Consider the following 18,812-nt stretch of genomic DNA (forward strand, 5'->3'; position numbering starts at 1 on the left):
GCGTTTGGGCGCGGCCACCGGGCCTTGGCCGGCAGGAGACACAGATGACCGGCGACCGAATATATTCGCATCTGCTAATAAATTGAAATTCAGCCAAAGGTCGAACCCCGCTTGAACCACCAACATGGCGGGTTGACGTTGCAACGGGTGATCGACGCTGGCATGTCGGTCCCGAGCGGATGCCTCGACTGTCGCCGGCCGCTGATCTATTCGCCCGGTGAGCCAAAAGCCTGAGAAGTCAGTTCAGGCGAGCAGCCAATCGTTAAAATGGAATTCATAGATCTTGCCGTCGTTCTCGGTCGGATTCGAGTCGTTGTCCACGCCGCGATCGACGACATAGAGGCTCATTTGGTGGCTCGGATCGTCGCTGCTCGGCGCCAGGGCAAGTCCCGCCGGCTTTTTCGCGTTGGCGGCGGAGATGTCGAGTGTGCCCAGCAGATCCCCGGTTGGCGTCACCATTGCCACGGAGGTGCGTGACACGATGACGTAAAGCAGGTCGTGGACCGGATCATACGCGATGCCCCCGTCAGAAGGGGTTCCGAGCGCCTCTTCAGAAAAACTCGTCACGACATCATCGCCGCCCGTGCTTGGCACGCCGTCGAATCTGCCGTTCGGGCCCGGAGCGATGGTGTAAATGTTATGGGTTGTGCCATCCTCGAGATAGAGCACGCCGCGGTTTGTGTCATAGGCAATACTCTCCGCATCCGTACTGCCGAACGCGGCGGTCCTGAACGAGGTCACGATATCGTCGGAGGTGTTGTAAAGCCCATCGTTGCCCGGGTTCAACTCGTAGACGCTCTTCGTGCCGGTATCGTCCGAGAAGAAGAGATGGTGGTTCGCCGGATTGTAGGTGACCCCGGCCGGCTCATCCGAGAAATTGATGGTGGTGAGCGTGCCCGTCAGGGTGCCGTTCAGATTCATCTGGAAGAGATTCTTGCCGGTGAAAATCGACATCTCCTCCACCTCACTATCGGTCACCAGCAGCTTGCCGAGGTGGGAGATATAGACGATATCGGTCGGGTCGGGGCTCGGCGGTGACCACTGTGAAGTCAGAATGGTGTGCGCCAAGGTCACGGATGTCGGCAACTGGGTGGCGGTGACGCCGACGGTGAAGGTGTGCGTGGCGATGCTGCCGTCGGACGAGGTGGCTGTCACGTGGAGATCGATCGTCGGTTCGGACTGAGCGTTGAGCGTGCCGCTGCTCGATCGCGTGATGACGCCGGTGCTGGAATTGATGGCAAAGCGCGAGTCGTCGATCGTGTAGGTGACCGTCGAGCCGGCATCGGGATCCTTGGCCGAGGCGGTGATGCCGACGGCAGTGCCGGCGGCGGCATTTTGGACGATCTGATTGGCCGCGGTGTTGGCATCGGGCGGCGTGTTGAACGCGATCGGTTCGGGGCTGTTGAGGACGGCGAGGGTGAAGCTCTTGTTGGCGGTGCTGCCGTCGGAGGAGGTCGCCGTCACCGTCAGGTTGATGGACGACTGAGTCTCGAAGTCGAGCGTGCCTGTGCCCGAACGCGTGATGACACCGGTGCTGGAATTGATGGCAAAGCGCGTGTCGTTGATGCTATAGGTGACCGTCGAGCCAGCATCGGGATCCGAGGCCGAAGCGGTGATCCCTGTCGGTGCCCCCGCCGCGGCGAGCTCGGCGATCTGGTTGGCGCCGGAGTTGGAGTCGGGCGGAGTGTTGAAGGCCACGGGCTGTTGGCCGGCCGTGACGCTGACAGTGAAGGTGCTCGTGGCGCTGCTGCCATCGGACGACGTCGCTGTCACCTGGAGATTGATCGTCGGTTCGGACTGGGCGTTGAGCGTGCCGGTGCCCGAGCGCGTGACGACCCCGGTGCTGGAATTGATGGCAAAGCGCGAGTCGTCGATCGTGTAGGTGACTGTCGAGCCGGCATCGGGATCCGAGGCCGAAGCGGTGATGCCGACGGCAGTGCCGGCGGCAGCGTTCTGGCCGATCTGGTTGGCCCCGGAGTTGGCATCCGGCGGCGTGTTGAACGCGATCGGCTCCGGGCTGTCGAGTACACCGAGGGTGAAGCTCTTGGTGGCGGTGCTGCCGTCGGAAGAGGTTGCCGTCACCGTCAGATTGATGGACGACTGGGTTTCGAAGTCGAGCGTGCCTGTGCCCGAGCGCGTGACGACGCCGGTATTGGAATTAATGGCGAAGCGTGCATCGTTGATGCTGTAGGTGACGGTCGCGCCGGCATCGGGATCGGTGGCCGAAGCGGTGATCCCGGTGGGTGCTCCCGCCGCGGCGAGCTCGGCGATCTGGTTGGCAGTGGGATCGGCATCGGCAGGCGTGTTGAAGGCCACCGGACTTCCGGATCCGGGCAAGACATATTCGATGTGCAGCAGCGGCGCGCTGGCGGGATTGTACTCGTAGGAATCGGCGGTGCGCGTGCCGGTGCCGGTGATCAGGAAGGCCATGTCGTTGAGCGCTGCCCAGCCCGAGCGGCTGACGATCTCCTGGACGATAGCCGTCAGGTCGGGCGTGCGCTCGGCCTGGACGTGCTCGCCCACCGTGGTCCACGGGGCCGGCGTCCAAGCCGTCGACGCGTCGGTCGTTGCCCGTGACGATACATTGAAGCTGGTGCTGGTGAAGGGGCTTGCGTCGTCGGTGTCCTGGCCCTTGATCAGCAGCGAGGCCGCGCCGGTCTTCACCTCGTTGGCCTGGAACTGGATGTAGGCGCTGGTGATGATCGCGCCTTGCGGGATATCGATACCGGTGAAGCGGAGACCGACCGTCTGGCGGGTAGAGCCGTCAAAGCCCAGTTCCAGATCACTGACGTTGCTCGAAATCGAGCCGGAACCTTTCTCCTCGACATCGTCGCCCGCGGCCGCCACCCTGGCCTCGAAAGTCCCAGGCGTGCTGCCGCCGGTGACGTCAACATTGAAGGCGTGGGTGTTGGTGCTGCCGTCCGACGAGGTCGCGGTGACCGTGAGCGCTACCGTCGGCTCGGACTGGGCGTTGAGCGTGCCGGTGCTCGAGCGTGTTATGACACCGGTGCTGGGATTGATGGCAAAGCGCGGGTCGGTGAGACTGTAGGTGACCGTCGAGCCGGCATCGGGATCCGAGGCCGAGGCGGTGATGCCGACGGCAGTGCCGGCGGCAGCATTCTGGACGATCTGGTTGGCCGCGGTGTTGGCATCGGGTGGCGTGTTGAACGCAACCGGTTCCGGACTGTCGAGGACGGCGAGGGTGAAGACCTTGTTGGCCGTGCTGCCGTCGGAAGAGGTTGCCGTCACCGTCAGGTCGATCGACGACTGGGTTTCGAAGTCGAGCGTGCCTGTGCCCGAGCGCGTGATGACGCCGGTGCTGGCATCAATGGCGAAGCGCGTGTCGTTGAGGCTATAGGTGACCGTCGAGCCGGCATCGGGATCCGTGGCCGAAGCGGTGATGCCCGTGGGTGCTCCCGCCGCGGCGAGCTCGGCGATCTGGTTGGCACCGGGGTTGGAGTCGGGCGGAGTGTTGAAGGCCACAGGCTGTTGGCCGGCTGTGACGGCGACGGTGAAGGGGTGCGTGACGACGCTCCCGTCCGACGAGGTGGCGGTGACGGTGAGGTTCACAGACGGCTCGGACTGGGCGTTGAGCGTGCCGGTACCTGATCGCGTGATGACGCCGGTGCTGGAACTGATGGCAAACCGCGTGTCGTCGATCGTGTAGGCGACAGTCGAGCCGGCATCGGGATCCGTGGCCGAAGCGGTGATGCCGACGGCGGTGCCGGCGGCAGCGTTCTGGCCGATCTGGTTGGCCGCGGTGTTGGCATCCGGCGGCGTGTTGAACGCGATCGGCTCCGGGCTGTCGAGGACATCGAGGGTGAAGCTCGTGGTGGCGGTGCTGCCGTCGGAAGAGATTGCCGTCACCGTCGGATTGATGGACGACTGGGTTTCGAAGTCGAGCGTGCCTGTGCCCGAGCGCGTGATGACGCCGGTATTGGCATTGATGTCGAAACGCGAGTCGTTGAGGCTGTAGGTGACGGTCGCACCGGCGTCGGGATCCGTGGCCGAAGCGGTGATCCCGGTCGGCGCTCCCGCCGCGGCGAGCTCGGCGATCTGGTTGGCAGTGGGATCGGCATCGGCAGGCGTGTTGAAGGCCACCGGACTTCCGGATCCGGGCAAGACATATTCGATGTGCAGCAGCGGCGCGCTGGTCGGATTGTACTCGTAGGAATCGGCTGTGCGCGTGCCGGTGCCTGTGATCAGGAACGCCATATCGTTGACCGCCGCCCAGCCCGAGCGGCTGACGATCTCCTGGACGATAGCCGTCAGGTCGGGCGTGCGCTCGGCCAGGGCCTGCTCGCCCACCGTGGTCCACGGGGCCGGCGTCCAAGTCGCCGACGCGTCGGTCGTTGCCCGTGACGATACATTGAAGCTGGTGCTGGTGAAGGCGCTTGCGTCGTCGGTGTCCTGGCCCTTGATCACCAGCGAGGTCGCGCCGGTCTTCACCTCATTGGCCTGGAACTGGATGTAGGCGCTGGTGATGATCGCGCCTTGCGGGATATCGATACCGGTGAAGCGTAGGCCGACCGTCTGGCGGGTCGTGCTGGCAAAGCCCAGTTCCAGATCGTCGACATTGGTCGAAATCGAGCCGGAACCTTTCTCCTCGACATCATCGCCCGCGGCCGCCAGCCGCGCTTCGAATAGTTCAGCCATAGTCGGTCTCCTCTCGTAAATTTCCTCCGCAACGACGGAATCTCCCGGTGCCCGATCGGGCGTCAGGCTGAGCCCATGATCGAGCAAGGCGATGGCGTCGTTGCGCGTGAAGAACGTGATCCTGGGAACTGACCTCGAGTTCCGCCGCTGATCAGTCTGTTGCCTGCCTCAGTCTTGGCCATGCGGGCACGACTGCCGCGAGCAGGCGCAACAGTGACAGGCCTTCCCGCCCAAGGAACAGCGACGGCAGGAGCCAGCACAACAGCAAGCCCCCCACAGAGGCCAGCAATGCCGTATCGATGAGCAGCGGAAGAGGCGATAGATGGAGGGCGCGAAGCCAGTCCACGAACGCCCAGATACCGGTTCCGACAACGCCGGCGAGCGCGACGCCAGGCAGGTGCGCAAGGAAGAAATTTGCCCACGTCATCCCGGTCACGCGGAGACTCAGCTGCGCCATGAGAAAGAAATTGGCCCCGAATGCCAGGCCGACACCGAACGCCACCCCTTCCACGCCCCAGAATTGCCCTATGAAGGCTCCGATGCAGACCCCGACGGTGAAAACAGCCTGGCGCCAGGCCCGGGCGTAAACCGTTCCGGTTGCCCGCGAGACGGAATCGCTAAGCTTGTAGCTCGTGCGGAACAGCATGCTGAACGCCAGGATCTGGAGGGGGCCGACCACGCCCTCCCAGCCCCGTCCGAGAATGACCCGAACCAATTCGGGTGCGACGATCGCCACCACCACGCTGGCCGGCAGGACAAGCAGGCTGCAACCGGCGACCGCGCTGCGATAAGCGCGCGCAAGCCTGACGGGCTCTTCCTGGACCAGCGCCATGGTGGGGAACAGCACGCGATCGAGAACCTGGCCGACGATCACCGCCGGAGTGGTCATGAGTTGGGACGACAAACCGTAGACACCGAGCGCATCGGCGCCGAGATAGCGGCCCACGACAAGCCTGTCCACCTGAGTGGCAAGGTAGTTGCAGACCCGCGCAATGGTGAAGCCGCCGCCAAAATAGAGCAGTTCGAAAATCGCGCTCCGCTCGAGCAACGGCCGCATCGGGTGCCGCTGGCCGACGAGCAGCACGATCGTGCGGAACAACTGCTGGACCAGGATCGCTGCGACAAGTGCCCAGATACCGAAGCCGAGCCAAGCCAGCACTGGACCGACGACCACGTAGCCGATGGCGAAAGCGACCGCGTCGACAAGCGCGAGCCAACGGAACCGCAAGGCACGCTGGGCCGAGGCCAGGGCCACCATGGAGGCTCCTTGGAAAAGAAAGATGAAGCAGACCGCACGCACGATCGGAGTGAGCTCGGGCAGGCGAAGAAGACCGGCAATAGCGGGTGCCAACGCCCATACCAGAGCGGTTACGGTAAGCCCAAGGAAGAGCGACAGGGTATATCCGACCCGGAGATGCCGCTCCTCCAGTACAGGTCGCTGCACGATCGCAGGCGTGATGCCGAGGCCCTGGAAGATGGCCGAAAACTTGATGACGATCAGTGCCGCGGAGTAGAGACCGAACTCGTTGGGCGAGAGCAACCGGGCCAGGAGGACGAGGGCGACAAGCTCGGCAACCGCCAAGGCGCCCATGGACAGGCCCGTCCAGAACATGCCTACGACACTGCGTTTTGCCAGCCCGCGCCGGATGTCGCTCACGCCAATCTCCACATGCCGCCTTGCTTACTCGACCGACCAAAGAAGGGCGGCCATGCATCTCCCCGGAACCGCTCAGCGGGGGGAGGGGATATTCGGATGGCCATGCTGAAACGCCAACGGCGCCCGCGTGGGCCGCGAGCCATGCCCGACGAGAAGGGACGGGGGGATCTCGTAGCGGTAGAATCCCATCTCATCCCGCACCTCGGGGATGATCGCCGCCAGTTCGTTCGCATCCAGGCGCAGCCACTTCTGCTGGCGGCCGGGATCGATCATCTCCTTCGCCACGCGAAGGATGTCGTCAGAGCAATGCAGCCCGCAATGTTCATAGATACGGCGCAAGACCAACTCGGGATCCTGTATCAGATCCTCATAGCGAAACGACAGCACGCGGCCTTCGCCCAGCCTGGCGAGATCCTCTCGGGCCATTCGATTGCCGCGCGCCCACTGGCGCGCGATCACTGTCAATTTTTGATGCTCCTGCAAATCCCGATCTATTCCCTTGTAGCGCGGTCCGTAGATCGACGTGTATTTTCTGTGTAATATCCTCTTGGCGACTATCTGCTTTACGACGTCTCCCACGTAGTAATGGACTTGTGTGGCCGGCGTTTCTTTCAATAGTCGCAGAAGACCTTTGAAACTTTTTGCGCGCTGCCACTTAAGTTCCATGGAGCTTATATAGGAAAACGGATTCCTTGTAATATATAGAAATATAGCTTCTGGGAATATCTGGTGGATAAATGGCACGCGCAAGACGTTGGCGGGCGTATTTTCCATGATTTGCCGGTTGCCGTTCCGCAGCTGATAGTCGAGGAACCGGTTGCGAATGTAGCGCACGACCTTCTCGCTGGCATCGGCTTTGACAAATTCGTCATGCCGGCGCGCCGGATCGGCATAGAGCCACAATGTTTTTGGCTCGTACCAGGTGACGACATCCGGGTGCAGCCCGATCAATTTCTGCGTGATGGTGGTGCCCGACCGGTAGTTGCCAATCAGAAAAATCGGAGGTTTCAACTCTGCTGTCGTCATGACAAGCCCCTATCGCTAAAGGTCAACCAGGATGCACGGATGCGCACGACAACGCGCTGCTACTGGTCTCTGAACGCACGCATCATCTGGTCCGTCAAAGGCTTCATCAGGTATGAGAGCACCTTGCGGTCGCCAGTCCGTACGAACGCTTCCACCGGCATGCCGGGCGCCAGCGAGAGCGCTCCAAGCTTCTTCAGCTCGTGGGGGTCGGGGGTGATGCGCACCGTGTAGTAGATTTCGTTGGTATGCTGATCGCGCGTCACGTCTGCCGCGATCATGGAGACCATACCTTCCGTTTCGGGCGTGGTGTGGACGTTGAAAGCCGTGAAGCGAAGAAGCGCGCGCTGACCGATCGAGAGCTGATCGATGTCCTGAGGTGCGGCCTTTACCTCGACCGCGAGAGCATCGGTGTCGGGCACGATCAGCATGATCGGATCCCCCGCGCCAATCACGCCGCCAACGGTATGGACTGCGGATTGATGGACCGTGCCGCTGGCGGGGGCGCGAATATCAATGCGCGACAGCTGGTCCTCGGCGGCGACCTTGCGCTCCTCGAACTCGGCGATCTTGGCCTCGACATCGCGCAGATCGCTCCCGGTCTCGCTGGAAAACTCCTTGTCCAGCTGCAGGATCTGCAGCTCGATTTCGGCGATCGCTCCCTTTGCCTGCGCAATGCTCGACACAAGTTGCGCCCGCTCACCCTCGATGCGCGTTGCCTCACGTTCATATTCGGTCAGCTTCGATTTGAGGGTGAGTTTCATTTCGACAAGACTGCGTATGTCGACGAGCTCGTCGTTGATCAGCTTGATCTCCTTCGTCTTTGCCGATTCCTGCGCCGAATAGCCTTCGATCTGCTTCCCGAACTGCTCGATGCGTTCGCGCAGGCGCGCCTTGTTGCCAGACACCTCGGTTCGACGAAGCTCGAACAGCCGCTGTTCGCTCGCCACCGTGGCAGCTATCTCAGGGTCGTTCATTCTCGCGACAAGCATCGGAGCAAGCGTGATGCGCTCGCTGCCGTCACGCTCGGCCTCGAGCCGGGATTTTCGCGCATAGAGCTCATCCAGGTTCTTCGTCACGTAGGCCAGGCTGGCACGCGGAACGGTGTCGCTGAGCTGGACCAGAACGTCTCCGGCCCTGACGTGGTCGCCGTCGCGCACAAAAATCTTGCCGACCACACCGCCGGTCGGGTGTTGAACCTTCTTTTCGCTGCTGTCGACGACCACCGTGCCGTGCGAAATCACCGCTCCCGAAATATCCACCGTCCCGGCCCAGACTCCCATTCCGCCGACGAGCAATGCGACGATGGTCGTGCCGCCCAGCAGATTGCGACGGATCGACCGTCGGTTCAAAAGCGACACGTTCGAAAGGGCAGCTGTCATTTCCCCATTCCAATCCGGGTCAGCCATCAACGCGGTGTCGGAGTGAGCTTGAAAACCGGCTGCAGGCCTGCGGTCACGGTCTGTGGCGCGGGCAAGAATGTCGACAGAACGCTTTCCCTGGTGCCGAACATCTGCGTCTGGCCTTCTTTCATCACGAGCAGGAAATCCACTGTGCTGAGAATGTTCGGCCGATGCGCCACGATCGCTAAGATGCCGCCGCGGGCCTTGATTGCGAGGATGGCCGCGGCAAGCGCTATTTCACCTTCGGCATCGAGATTGGAGTTGGGTTCGTCGAGGACCACCAGGAACGGATCGCCATAGAGCGCGCGCGCCAGCGCAATGCGCTGACGCTGGCCGGCTGAAAGCGCGGCTCCGCCCTCTCCGATCTGCGTCTCGTAGCCATTGGGGAGACCGATGATGAGCTCGTGGACGCCCGCGGCGCGGGCGGCTGCGACAATGGCCTGCGGGTCCGGCCCGGGATCGAAGCGCGCGATATTGTCGGCAACCGTTCCCGCGAACAGTTCGACGTCTTGCGGAAGGTAGCCTATGTAGCGGCCCAGCCGCTCCGACGACCACTGGTCGAGAGCGGCACCGTCCAGCTTGATACGGCCCGCCAACGGTCGCCATGCGCCGACCAGCCCGCGAACCAGACTCGATTTGCCGGAACCGCTTGGTCCTATGATGCCTAGCACCGAGCCGGCATCCAGGCTGAATTCCACACCTTGCACGATGATGCGTTGCGCGCCCGGCGCACCGATCGCGATGCGCTCCACAGTCAACTTCGACCCGGGCACCGGAAGCGCCATCGGTTGAGCGTCCTGCGGCAACCGGGCGAGCAATTTGCTCAGCCTGCTCCAGCTCTGTCGCGCCCCGACGAAGTTGCGCCAATGGGCGATGGCAAGATCGACGGGCGCCAGCGCACGGCCTACAAGGATGGAGCCGGCGATGATGATCCCGGAGGTCGCCTCGCCCTCGATCACGAGCCAGGCGCCCACACCCAGCATCGCCGACTGAAGCATCAGTCGCAACGCGCGAGCGAAACTGCCGAAACCGCCAACGATGTCGCTGACACGCTGTTGCAGCGCAAGATGTTCGCGGCTCGCTTCGCGCCAGTGGTCGTGCAGGCGCCTGCCCATGCCCATCGCCTGAAGCACCTCCGCGTTGCGGCGGCTGGCCTCGGCCAAGCTGTTGCGCCTCACGCTGCTTTGAACCGCGGCGCCCATCGGTCTGCGCGTGAGGATCTCCGTCGCGACCGTCAGCGTCACCAGCACCAACGCGCCGCAAGCGGCGGTTGTCCCGAGGGTCGGATGAAGGCTCCAGATGATCGCCAGATAGAAGGGCAGCCAGGGAAGATCGAACAGGGTGCCAGGCCCGGCACTCGACAGAAAAGTACGGATGTTGTCGAGATCGCGTTGCGGCTGCAATCCATCTCCCTGCTGGCCGATGTACAGGGGCAATTTCGAAACGGCGGTGAATACGCGTCCCCCAACCGCTTCGTCCAACTCAGCACCGATCCGGTTCATGATGCGGCCGCGCACGAGGTCGATGACCGCCTGCCCGGCAAACAGAACGCCGGCCAGTATTGCCATGGCGATCAGAGTGGGGACGCTGCGGCTCGGCAGCACCCTGTCGTAGACCTCCAACATGAACATTGCGCCGGTCAGCATGAGGATGTTGCTCACGCCGCTGAAAACTGCAACGCCCGCGAAGGCTGCCTTGCAGGAGCGCAACGAACTGGCCAGTTCGGAGCCGGGCGCCGGTTCCTTGGTCGAGGACGGGGCGCCGGCGTTCGCGAATGCGCCGGGCAAGTCGTTTCTTCGTCTCCGCCTTGCGCTGCGGACGGCTGCCATGAGCAGACCAAGGGCCGCGACCGCCACGAAAACCTGGAGGGCACCCGGACCGGCTAGCAAGGCCCGCGGATCGGAAAAATAGCGCCAGCCAGCCACGAGGTCCGTCCAGGGTCGCGTCTGCGAAACCCTGGCGAGATCAACAAAGCGTGGCAGAAACTCCGCACCCGCAAGCGCGGCGGCGAGAAGGAGCAGGATTGCAGCGGGAAGTCGGACGATGAGGCGGCGGCGCGGGGCCTTGCTCGACTTCTTGCGGCGCGCAGTTGTGCGGGGGCGCTTTGGCGGCCGCTGCTTCGTCTTGGCATGGAAATTCGCCCGGCGGGGACGCGCTCCAAAGGCCGTCAATACTGTGCCAAAGATCACGTCAAAATTCCGAAGATATCTGCTGCTCTATTGGCCGACCATGCTGCGCTGGACGGCCGGATTTTGCACTTTGGGAGAGGTACCAGAGTCCGGAGCGTAGAACCCCTTGTTGGCCACGACGGAAACCTCGATGACGTCGCCAGCTCTCACTTCCGTGTTTTGATCGGCGACGATGTCGTGGGCGATCTTCTGGTCGCGCCTGAAGATGGAAATCCTCACCGAGCCCTGCAGGTCGTCGAAGGTTCTCTGTTCGCCGTAAGTGAAGATAAAGAGAAGCTTGTCGGCCACGTATCTGATTTGACTTTGGATTTTTCCGAGCTCAACTTGCGCGTCCTGGGTCTGGCCGATCAATTCCATTTCGTGACTTTGGTGCTTCTTTCGCAGCTCGCTTTCAGCGTTCAGCATCGCCTGCTGCGCCTGTTCCTGCTGCAATTCCGTCTGCGCCAGTTCAGCCCGATAGCTGGTATGTGCTCGTTCCGCCGTCAACACATTCGAGTTCGTTATCAAACCCTTTTCCCGCAGAGACCGGGCAGACTGTAGTTCTTGCAGTTGGATGTTCGCGGTCTTTTCACGTTCTTCCCTGGCCGCGGCTAGCATGGCCGCTTCCTTCTTCGCCCGATCCAGCGAGGCCTCCAGGTAGGAAACGTCATCCCGATACGCGGCAAGCCGGGCGTCCAACTGCTGCTGTTCAGACGCGATGATGCCGTCAATCAATTGCCCGCCAAACTCGACCGGCGAATCGGGAGGAGCGACGAAGGACTTTTCCAGTCGATTTTCCGCCTGGAGCCGAGCAAGACGGACCTTCAGGCGATATTCTTCAAGCGCCAGGTTTGAACGCGCGCTTCGCAGATCAGCTATTTCCAGGGCGGGCTCCGTGTTGCCCACAGCGCTGGCGCGAAACCCGCCTGCTATAGCGAGTGCATGGCGAACCGTTATTCCGGGTTGAAACGGATAGGATCCGGGGTGGGCCACCGTTCCGGAGATAAAAAATGGCCGGTATTGTCCGATCTCCACTTTCACGAACGGCTGGAGGATCAGCTTCTGCTGCTGAAATGCTTGCTGGATGGCCTGCGAGAGGGCAACGGTGGTCAGGCCGCGCGCTTTGATATCACCCAACATTGGCAGTGAGATCGAGCCCCGATCATCGACCACGACCTCCAGCGGATAGGATTGTTCGCCGATCACGGACACACGCAGGATGTCACCGGTGTCGAAGGTGTATCCATCCGCGCGCGATGCACTTGCGGTGAGCAGTACAATGGCAACGGCAAGTCCACCGATCATTGCGAGCATGCTGCCGACCGTGGGTTCGAAGTTGGAAACTAGCCGTCGGCACCAGCCCTTCATCCGCAGAGGCTTGGGAGGAAATTGCTGGTCAATACGCATACGCATCGTCGGTACTCCGGTTGTCTAGCCTGCTGCCATCGGGGCCCGTCGACATTCGCCGGCGGGAGCGTGACAAGAGGTTCTTCCTATGGTTCGAGAAGTAAGCCTGCATTCCGAATTCCATCGGAGCAGCGAAGGCTGATCAAAATCCGTGCAGCCCGAAGGTTTGCCCGGCGAGGCGGTCGCGAATTCTCGCCTCGTTTGGCCTCGCGGCCGAAGGGGCGGGCTCGAGCACCGATTGATAAATCTGCTCGACGCTTTCGCACATGGCGTCCAGCCCCCAGGACGACAGGTCGGTGCGTTTCGCGCCGTCGGCCAGTTGAGTGCGGTGCTGCTGGTTCTCGAGAAGACCGGCGACAGCCGCCGCCGCGGCGCCCACATCCTCGGCCGGGGTCACAATTCCGTTCACGCCATGGCGGACAACCTCTTCCACGCCCGGCAAATGCGAGACCACGCTGGCTCGACCGCCGGCCAAATACTGCATCATGACGCGAGGCAATCCCTCTCGCATCGAGGTCAGCACGCACACGTCCGCCAGACTGATCAGTCGTTCGGGCTCGCTATGGTAGCCGATCATGCGAATGTTGTTTGCGAACCGGGATCGTTCAATCGCCGATTCAACGTCCGAACGCGCCGGTCCGTCACCGGCGAGGAGCAGTCGCACGTTTGGAACTCGGTCAACGACTTTGCCGAATGCCTCAATGAACTCGACGTGGCGTTTTCTCGGTTCCAGCGCGGCCAACATCAGGACCACCGGCGGCTTTGGCTCCCCGGCAGCCGTCCCCAGGAGCAGATGCGGATCTTGCGGCCACCGCGCGTTCGCGAAGCGTGCCAGATCGAAGCCGGAATGGACGACATGGTGCTGATCGGGGCTGCCCAGATGATTGGCGATGCAGATGTCGCGCATAGCCTGACTGACATCGATGAAAGCGCGCGTGAACCTCGCGGCCAGGCGTTCGGCGGCCAGGAACACCAGCCTCTGCCCGCGGCCGACATGCACGAAAGGCAAGATGTGGACACCGTGTATGATGCCGGGGATATTGGCTTCCTTGGCAGCGAGGCGGCCGACAATGCCGGCTTTGCTTTGATGGGTGTGCACGATGTCGGGCCGCCAATCACGCATAAGGCGGGTGAGCTGCCTTAAGGCGGAAACGTCGCGGGATGGCGAGATCGGATTGATGAGTTTTTCCAGCGTCACCACTCGCAGGGCTCCGGCAAGGGATGCCCGTAACCTTGGGTCGTATTCCGCGCCGTGAACCAACAGCACTTCATGGCCGTGCCGCGCCTGAGCGAGACAGCAAGCCAACGTGTTCTCCTCGGAGCCGGCTCGAAGCAGTCTGGTGATCACATGGACGATCTTCATTTGCTTGTACCTCAGGGACATGAAATCCGAAGCGGCGGGAGATCGAGGGGATCGAGCGGGAGTATCGCCGGGCGCCTTCCGCGGCTTTCGGGGCACGGGCCGGGCTCGCCTGTGGTTCGGTGCGATCGCGTAAAAGCTGCACGTCGGGGATGATGCGGGGCGGTTGGACCGCCCGATTTGCCTCTCAGAGAGACAGCCAGATATGCCTGAACAACTTTTGGCCGACGGCCTCTATGCCGGCGCTGGCGTCAACGGTCCGGATATCCTTGTCCTTCGCCCGCAGTTCCGCCATCAGCGATAGCCGCGCGTCGAACGCTTCTTTCCTGATGTCCCCGGGCTTTCGCTGTTCGGAGACCGCAAAGTCTGAAACGAGGTGCAAAACGAGGTGTGGGCGGCGTTCCGCCATCTTCTCGTAGAGTCGCTGCTCAAGCCGGGCGAGAACTGACAGGCCTGGGACGGAGAACAGGCGAGCGGGAATGGTCGGCCCGTCCAGATATCCCCTGCCGAGCGCCTGCGGCCACCGGTCGCAAATGACGATCATGCCGCGCGTCGACCATCGATGTGCGCGTTTCACCACAGCGTATCGCTCAAACGCGATCAAAACCGCCCAAAACGCCAACGCGGCAGCGACAAGTCCTCCCTTCGACCAAGCCCGGCCGGAGGAATCGCTGCCATCGTTCTGGGCCAAGGACTTCAGGCGCCGTCTATGGGGAGAGACGACGGTCTGCAATGCCTTGCGAAGCCGCCATCCATTGCCATCGCCAGTTCCGACATAGACTTGGGCACACCCGAATTTCCACCCGAATATCTGCCTCAGCCGGGCAGCCTGAGTGCTCTTGCCCATGCCATCGGGACCTATCAAGGCCACCACGAATCCACCAGCTGCGGGCCGTCTCTTCGGTGGAAAGCGCCCCGGCAGCAAGCGGTGGAGGGATCTCAGGGCGAGATAGCAGGTCTTGCGCACGAGATGCACCGCCGCATCGGCGATAGGGGGGCGTCCCGTGTAACCACACATTTTCCGGATCGAACGCCGCAGCCTGGCCAGATCTCCGCGGTGGGCGGCCAAGCCGTCGGCGCTTTGCAGGAACCTGCAGCGCACCGTTCTTGCGCCGTCAAACGTGCAGTCGACGACCTGCAAGCCGTGCTCGTCCGACGTGGACGGCAGGCGCGCAAAGTGCTGCTTCCAACCCTCGTCGAGGGTGATCCATTGCCTCCATGGAAGCGCCGAGGCGCGGAAGGCGAAGCGGGCAATCGCTATTCGAAGCTCGTCTTCGGGAGAGACCACCGGAACCGATACTCCGTCGACGCAAATCGCCTCCCATCGCGTGATCGCCGCATAATCGAAAGCCGGATAGCGCTTGCGAAATTCCCGGCCGACGCGGGCACCGATATGCATGTCGAGATGGAGATAGCGGCCATGCGTGAAGTCAGGCAGGAACCAGTCTTCTCTGCCGGCACAGACATTATCGTAGCAGGAGAGGCTCACGCCGCGCCGGCCGTGCAATTGACAGACGATAGAGCAGAAGAGCGGGTAGTCATGCTTGTCCAAAAGGACATCCAGATCATCCCGGCCGGCAAATCCGTCGTGCACGGACGCGAGATCCTGAATAATTCCGTACCTCACGCCAGCTTCATTGAGTGCTCGAAACAGTTCGCTGGCAATCGGCAGTGCCGGCGCCGTTTCGATCGGCCTGAAAGGAGCGTCTCCGTCAGTTTGATACGGCGCTGCACCTGAGTGGCTGCCCAATGCGCCCGCGCCAACAGTCTTCGCCGACGCTGAAACATTCGCTCCCGGCGCCAACGTTTCCGCCACGATCTCCGCCTTGGCCTCCGTAGCCCAGCGTCGATACTGCTGCGGCTGCAGACGATCCCGAAGGTCTCCGGCCGCGGCCGGAGGGAAGGCTGCCGATTTGGACTTGCGTGGTGTTTGCAAGAGATTTCTCGTGATTGGTCGCGGGCGAGCGTCACTCGCTCGTCGTCGCCGGAAACGTCGTGGAACTGGCGTGCGGTAAGTCCAAGCCCCTCGGTGGGCTGGTGTTCCTGGGATGTGGAACGATCAATCGTCTCAGTGCCGGCCCGCAGGTTCTGACATCACCTTCGCAGGCTACCGCACCGAGGGTGAATTGGGTGCCAACTCATCACTCCCTGCCGAGTATTTCGGCATCTGTGTAACGAAAGCGGTGAGTAAAAACTCACCGGGTAGTTTCAAGACACTATCGACAACTTGTCCCGATCAATAGTGATAGGAGTAGACCGGTTCATGATGTCGAGAAGGATTCTGACCGCTCCGGCGCTTCCGACATGATCAAGTACCCCGAGCTGGTCCGAAAATGGCCCGTCTATGATCCTGATTTTCTGGCCCGGCCTCAACAGGATGTCCGGGTGCAAAATCCCGTCCTCATCGGTAGCCGATATCAAGGATTCAACCACCCCATAAGGCGCCGGTACCGGCATGCCCTTGCTCATGACGAGCTTTCGGACGCCCACGGTCGAGTTGATCGGGTACCAGCTCTGCTGATGGACAGCCAGGGAGACGAACAGATAGCAGTCGAAATACGCGCTGGAGACGGTCCTGACCCTGCGGGCGTGCCGGACGGTTCGCATGCGCTTGGGCAGATAGGTCCGGAAGTTCTGCGATAGCAGGTGCCGCTCGGCAAGGCTCTCGGAATGCTGGTGCGTCTGGACCACGCACCAGCGCGCAGCTTCGCCGCCGTGACTTTTGTCCGCCGAGTCAGGAAAACCGTTGTTGCAGAAGTTAGTGTGCAGCATGACGCAATACTGTGTCTTTCCCTAATTGAGGTAGTAACTGTCCGAGACACTGCTTTCGAGCGACGTGTAACGGCCGTATCTGGGCAGCTTTGGTTCGTCCACCATCGTCAGGGCAATGCCCGCAAGCTTGGACCGATCGCCAAGATGTCGAATTCCTTCGGCAACGGCCTCGCGCGAGGTTTCCCGCCACCTCACGACGAAGACGACCTTGTCGACATGCCTGGCCAGGATCGAGGCATCGGCCGCGGGTCCGACGGGTGGTGCGTCAATGATCACCGTGTCGAATTTTCCCCGAACTTCTTCAAGCAGCGAGCGCATTCGCGCCGAAGCAAGAAGGGCAGGCGGGTTGCGGGTTCTTGCTCCTGCGGGCAGCATGGATATGCCCGAGCGTTCGTCCAGATGGATCGCGTTTGCGGCCTTCACCGGCAAGGTCAGGAGATCGACCAATCCGACCTTGTCAGCCATGCCGAAGAAGGCCGTGGCGGCCGAAAGACGCAAGTCCGCGTCGATGACCAGAACCCGTTCGCCGTCGGCAGCCGCCGAGCAAGCCAGGCTCAATGCCAGCGTTGTCTTGCCTTCGCCGGGCATCGCCGATGTCACGAGCACCAGGCGCGGCGAACGGTCCAGTTCCGGCGTGGCCTGGATACCGAGGCGAAGCCGCCGCACCGCTTCGCTGTACCTGGAGAGCGGTTTGCGCTCGAGATAGGCCACAGGCTGAGCATGGACGTCTTTCGACCAGCCTGACATCCTTGGCATCGACGCAAGAACCGGAACGGCCAATTCTTCCTCGATCTGCTTCTTTGCCATGAAGCCAGAAGCGAAGAGTTCACGCAGAACGGCGCCGGCGCCCCCGAAGAAGATGCCGAAAACCACACCCAAAGCCGCAAAAAGAGGCCTGTTTGGGAAGCTCGGAGCGCCAGGAACGCTGGCATCGGTGATTACACGCACGCCGCTGTTGAGGAGGGTGGATTTCTCCTCGGTGAGCTTGGCGCGCGACAGGAACGTCTCAAAGAGTTCCTTGTTCGCGGCCGCGATCCTCTCCAGATCGCGTAACTGGACGCCAACCTGACCTTCGATTTCGGAGCGGTTGGATACCGAGTCCAGGGCGCGAGCCAGAGAAGCCTCCCGAGCTTCGGCCGCGTCGACCTCGTTCTTGAGATTGCCGATCAGGCGCTGGACTTCGGCGGCGATCTGTCCCTCGATGTCGCGGCGCTCGGCCTGAGCGGACAAGACCTCGGGATGCCGCTCGCCATACTTCAATTTGAGGTCGGCTTCCCGCCGGGTCACTCCGGAGAGCTGAGCCCTGAGCGCGTTAATCACCACCGACTGCAGCACGTCCGGAATCGACTGGATGTCGCCTCCGGCAGCCTGTACCTTGCTAACTTGCTGATATTGCGAACGTTTCTCGGATAGCTCGGCGCGCGCATTGATTAGGGCGACGTTCAACTCGGACAGCTGCTGGTCAGTCAAGCTGCCCGCCTGCGTCGCCACTAAATTGTGATCGATCCGAAACTTCTGGACAGCTTGCTCCGAACGGCTGAGCTCCGCTCGCAGATAGGCGGCCCGATCGCTGAGCCACGAGGAGGCCTTCTGGACCCCTTCGTAACGGGACCTTATTCGATCTGCCACATAGGCCTGGGCAATCGCGTTCGCGAGCGATGCCGCTTTTTCCGGATCGTAGGCGCCTACATCAAGCTCAATGACGTTGCCAAGCCCGACGCGCGAAACTCCCAGCGCGTTCTGGAGCCATATCAATGCCCCCGGTCCTATCTTGGGGTCTTCCGTCAGCTTTTGGCTGTCGACGACCTGCTGAAGAAGTGACGCAGACCTCAAGACAGCGATCTGACTTTCAATGAATGTTGGGTTGTCAGAAAAATCGGAATTGGAGTAATCCTGTGGAGTCATATAGTCGATCGGAGCGTCGAGCAATATCTGAGAGACGCCGGTGTATGTTGTTGGAAGAATATATGCGGCAGCCATAAACAGTGTGAAAGTGATGATGGCAATTCCGCACACCAGCTTCCACCGACGAAGAAAGAAATCGAAGACTTCCCTGACGTCGAGGGGCAGGAATTCCCGAATCATCCTCGGATTATCAGTTGGACTGGCCATTTCCCGAATCCTCACGATCGACAGCACAACTCCCAGCCCTTCAGCGTCGGCTGAATGGCGTTCATTTCAAAATGGGTCGGGCAGCTAGCTGTTATGCGCTCTCAAACGCATGAATCGTAAGGGTTGGTGTCCCGCCGACATGTCCAAATCGCTCTTCTGCGCCCACTCACCGATCGCGTCACCGGTAAGGCAGAAACATATCAGCTTCGCGGACATCGCCGCCATTACCATTATTGAGTAGTAACTCGGCTAAA

The 18,812-nt window shown here is 61.7% G+C and carries 10 protein-coding genes; all 10 read right to left on the reverse strand.

Features of this window, described 5'->3' with window-relative positions:
• Positions 1 to 243: 243 nt before the first annotated feature.
• The gene (locus A9K66_RS31355; RefSeq protein ID WP_245307671.1) at positions 244 to 4,656 is read right to left on the reverse strand and encodes a hypothetical protein; all 4,413 of its coding nucleotides are present in this window, start codon (positions 4,654 to 4,656) and stop codon (positions 244 to 246) included.
• A gap of 151 nt (positions 4,657 to 4,807) precedes the next feature.
• Complete coding sequence (locus A9K66_RS24610) at positions 4,808 to 6,313, reverse strand: lipopolysaccharide biosynthesis protein (RefSeq protein WP_245307672.1); 1,506 nt, start codon at positions 6,311 to 6,313, stop codon at positions 4,808 to 4,810.
• 72 nt (positions 6,314 to 6,385) lie between these two features.
• Entirely contained in the window at positions 6,386 to 7,339 is a 954-nt protein-coding gene (locus A9K66_RS24615; protein ID WP_082954065.1) for a sulfotransferase, read from the reverse strand.
• A 59-nt stretch (positions 7,340 to 7,398) separates the two neighbouring features.
• Positions 7,399 to 8,745 carry an HlyD family type I secretion periplasmic adaptor subunit gene (locus tag A9K66_RS24620; RefSeq protein ID WP_245307674.1) on the reverse strand — a complete coding sequence of 449 codons (1,347 nt, stop codon included), beginning with the start codon at positions 8,743 to 8,745 and terminating at the stop codon, positions 7,399 to 7,401.
• Entirely contained in the window at positions 8,745 to 10,568 is a 1,824-nt protein-coding gene (locus tag A9K66_RS24625) for a type I secretion system permease/ATPase (protein WP_082954081.1), read from the reverse strand. Before A9K66_RS24625 ends, A9K66_RS24620 begins: the two co-directional genes overlap by 1 nt.
• Positions 10,569 to 10,955: 387 nt before the next feature.
• The gene (locus A9K66_RS24630) at positions 10,956 to 12,320 is read right to left on the reverse strand and encodes a polysaccharide biosynthesis/export family protein (protein WP_245307675.1); all 1,365 of its coding nucleotides are present in this window, start codon (positions 12,318 to 12,320) and stop codon (positions 10,956 to 10,958) included.
• Positions 12,321 to 12,456: 136 nt separating this feature from the next.
• Positions 12,457 to 13,677 (reverse strand): glycosyltransferase, encoded by a 1,221-nt coding sequence (locus A9K66_RS24635; RefSeq protein WP_082954066.1) that lies wholly within the window; start codon positions 13,675 to 13,677, stop codon positions 12,457 to 12,459.
• A gap of 184 nt (positions 13,678 to 13,861) precedes the next feature.
• Positions 13,862 to 15,610 (reverse strand): hypothetical protein, encoded by a 1,749-nt coding sequence (locus tag A9K66_RS24640; RefSeq protein WP_245307676.1) that lies wholly within the window; start codon positions 15,608 to 15,610, stop codon positions 13,862 to 13,864.
• 272 nt (positions 15,611 to 15,882) lie between these two features.
• Positions 15,883 to 16,446, reverse strand: a complete 564-nt coding sequence (locus A9K66_RS24645; RefSeq protein WP_067328754.1) for a transcription termination/antitermination NusG family protein — start codon at positions 16,444 to 16,446, stop codon at positions 15,883 to 15,885.
• 21 nt (positions 16,447 to 16,467) lie between these two features.
• Entirely contained in the window at positions 16,468 to 18,558 is a 2,091-nt protein-coding gene (locus A9K66_RS24650; RefSeq protein WP_067328756.1) for a polysaccharide biosynthesis tyrosine autokinase, read from the reverse strand.
• Between the last annotated feature and the right edge of the window lie 254 nt (positions 18,559 to 18,812).

It is taken from the genome of Mesorhizobium sp. AA23, from assembly GCF_001672435.1.
Classification (GTDB): Bacteria; Pseudomonadota; Alphaproteobacteria; order Rhizobiales; family Rhizobiaceae; genus Mesorhizobium.

Coding starts and splice junctions, on each gene's coding strand:
- A9K66_RS31355 (WP_245307671.1), bottom strand. CDS start 4,656: ATGGCTGAACTATTCGAAGCGCGGCTGGCGGCCGCGGGCGATGATGTC.
- A9K66_RS24615 (WP_082954065.1), bottom strand. CDS start 7,339: ATGACGACAGCAGAGTTGAAACCTCCGATTTTTCTGATTGGCAACTAC.
- A9K66_RS24620 (WP_245307674.1), bottom strand. CDS start 8,745: ATGGCTGACCCGGATTGGAATGGGGAAATGACAGCTGCCCTTTCGAAC.
- A9K66_RS24625 (WP_082954081.1), bottom strand. CDS start 10,568: ATGGCAGCCGTCCGCAGCGCAAGGCGGAGACGAAGAAACGACTTGCCC.
- A9K66_RS24630 (WP_245307675.1), bottom strand. CDS start 12,320: ATGCGTATGCGTATTGACCAGCAATTTCCTCCCAAGCCTCTGCGGATG.
- A9K66_RS24635 (WP_082954066.1), bottom strand. CDS start 13,677: ATGAAGATCGTCCATGTGATCACCAGACTGCTTCGAGCCGGCTCCGAG.
- A9K66_RS24645 (WP_067328754.1), bottom strand. CDS start 16,446: ATGCTGCACACTAACTTCTGCAACAACGGTTTTCCTGACTCGGCGGAC.
- A9K66_RS24650 (WP_067328756.1), bottom strand. CDS start 18,558: ATGGCCAGTCCAACTGATAATCCGAGGATGATTCGGGAATTCCTGCCC.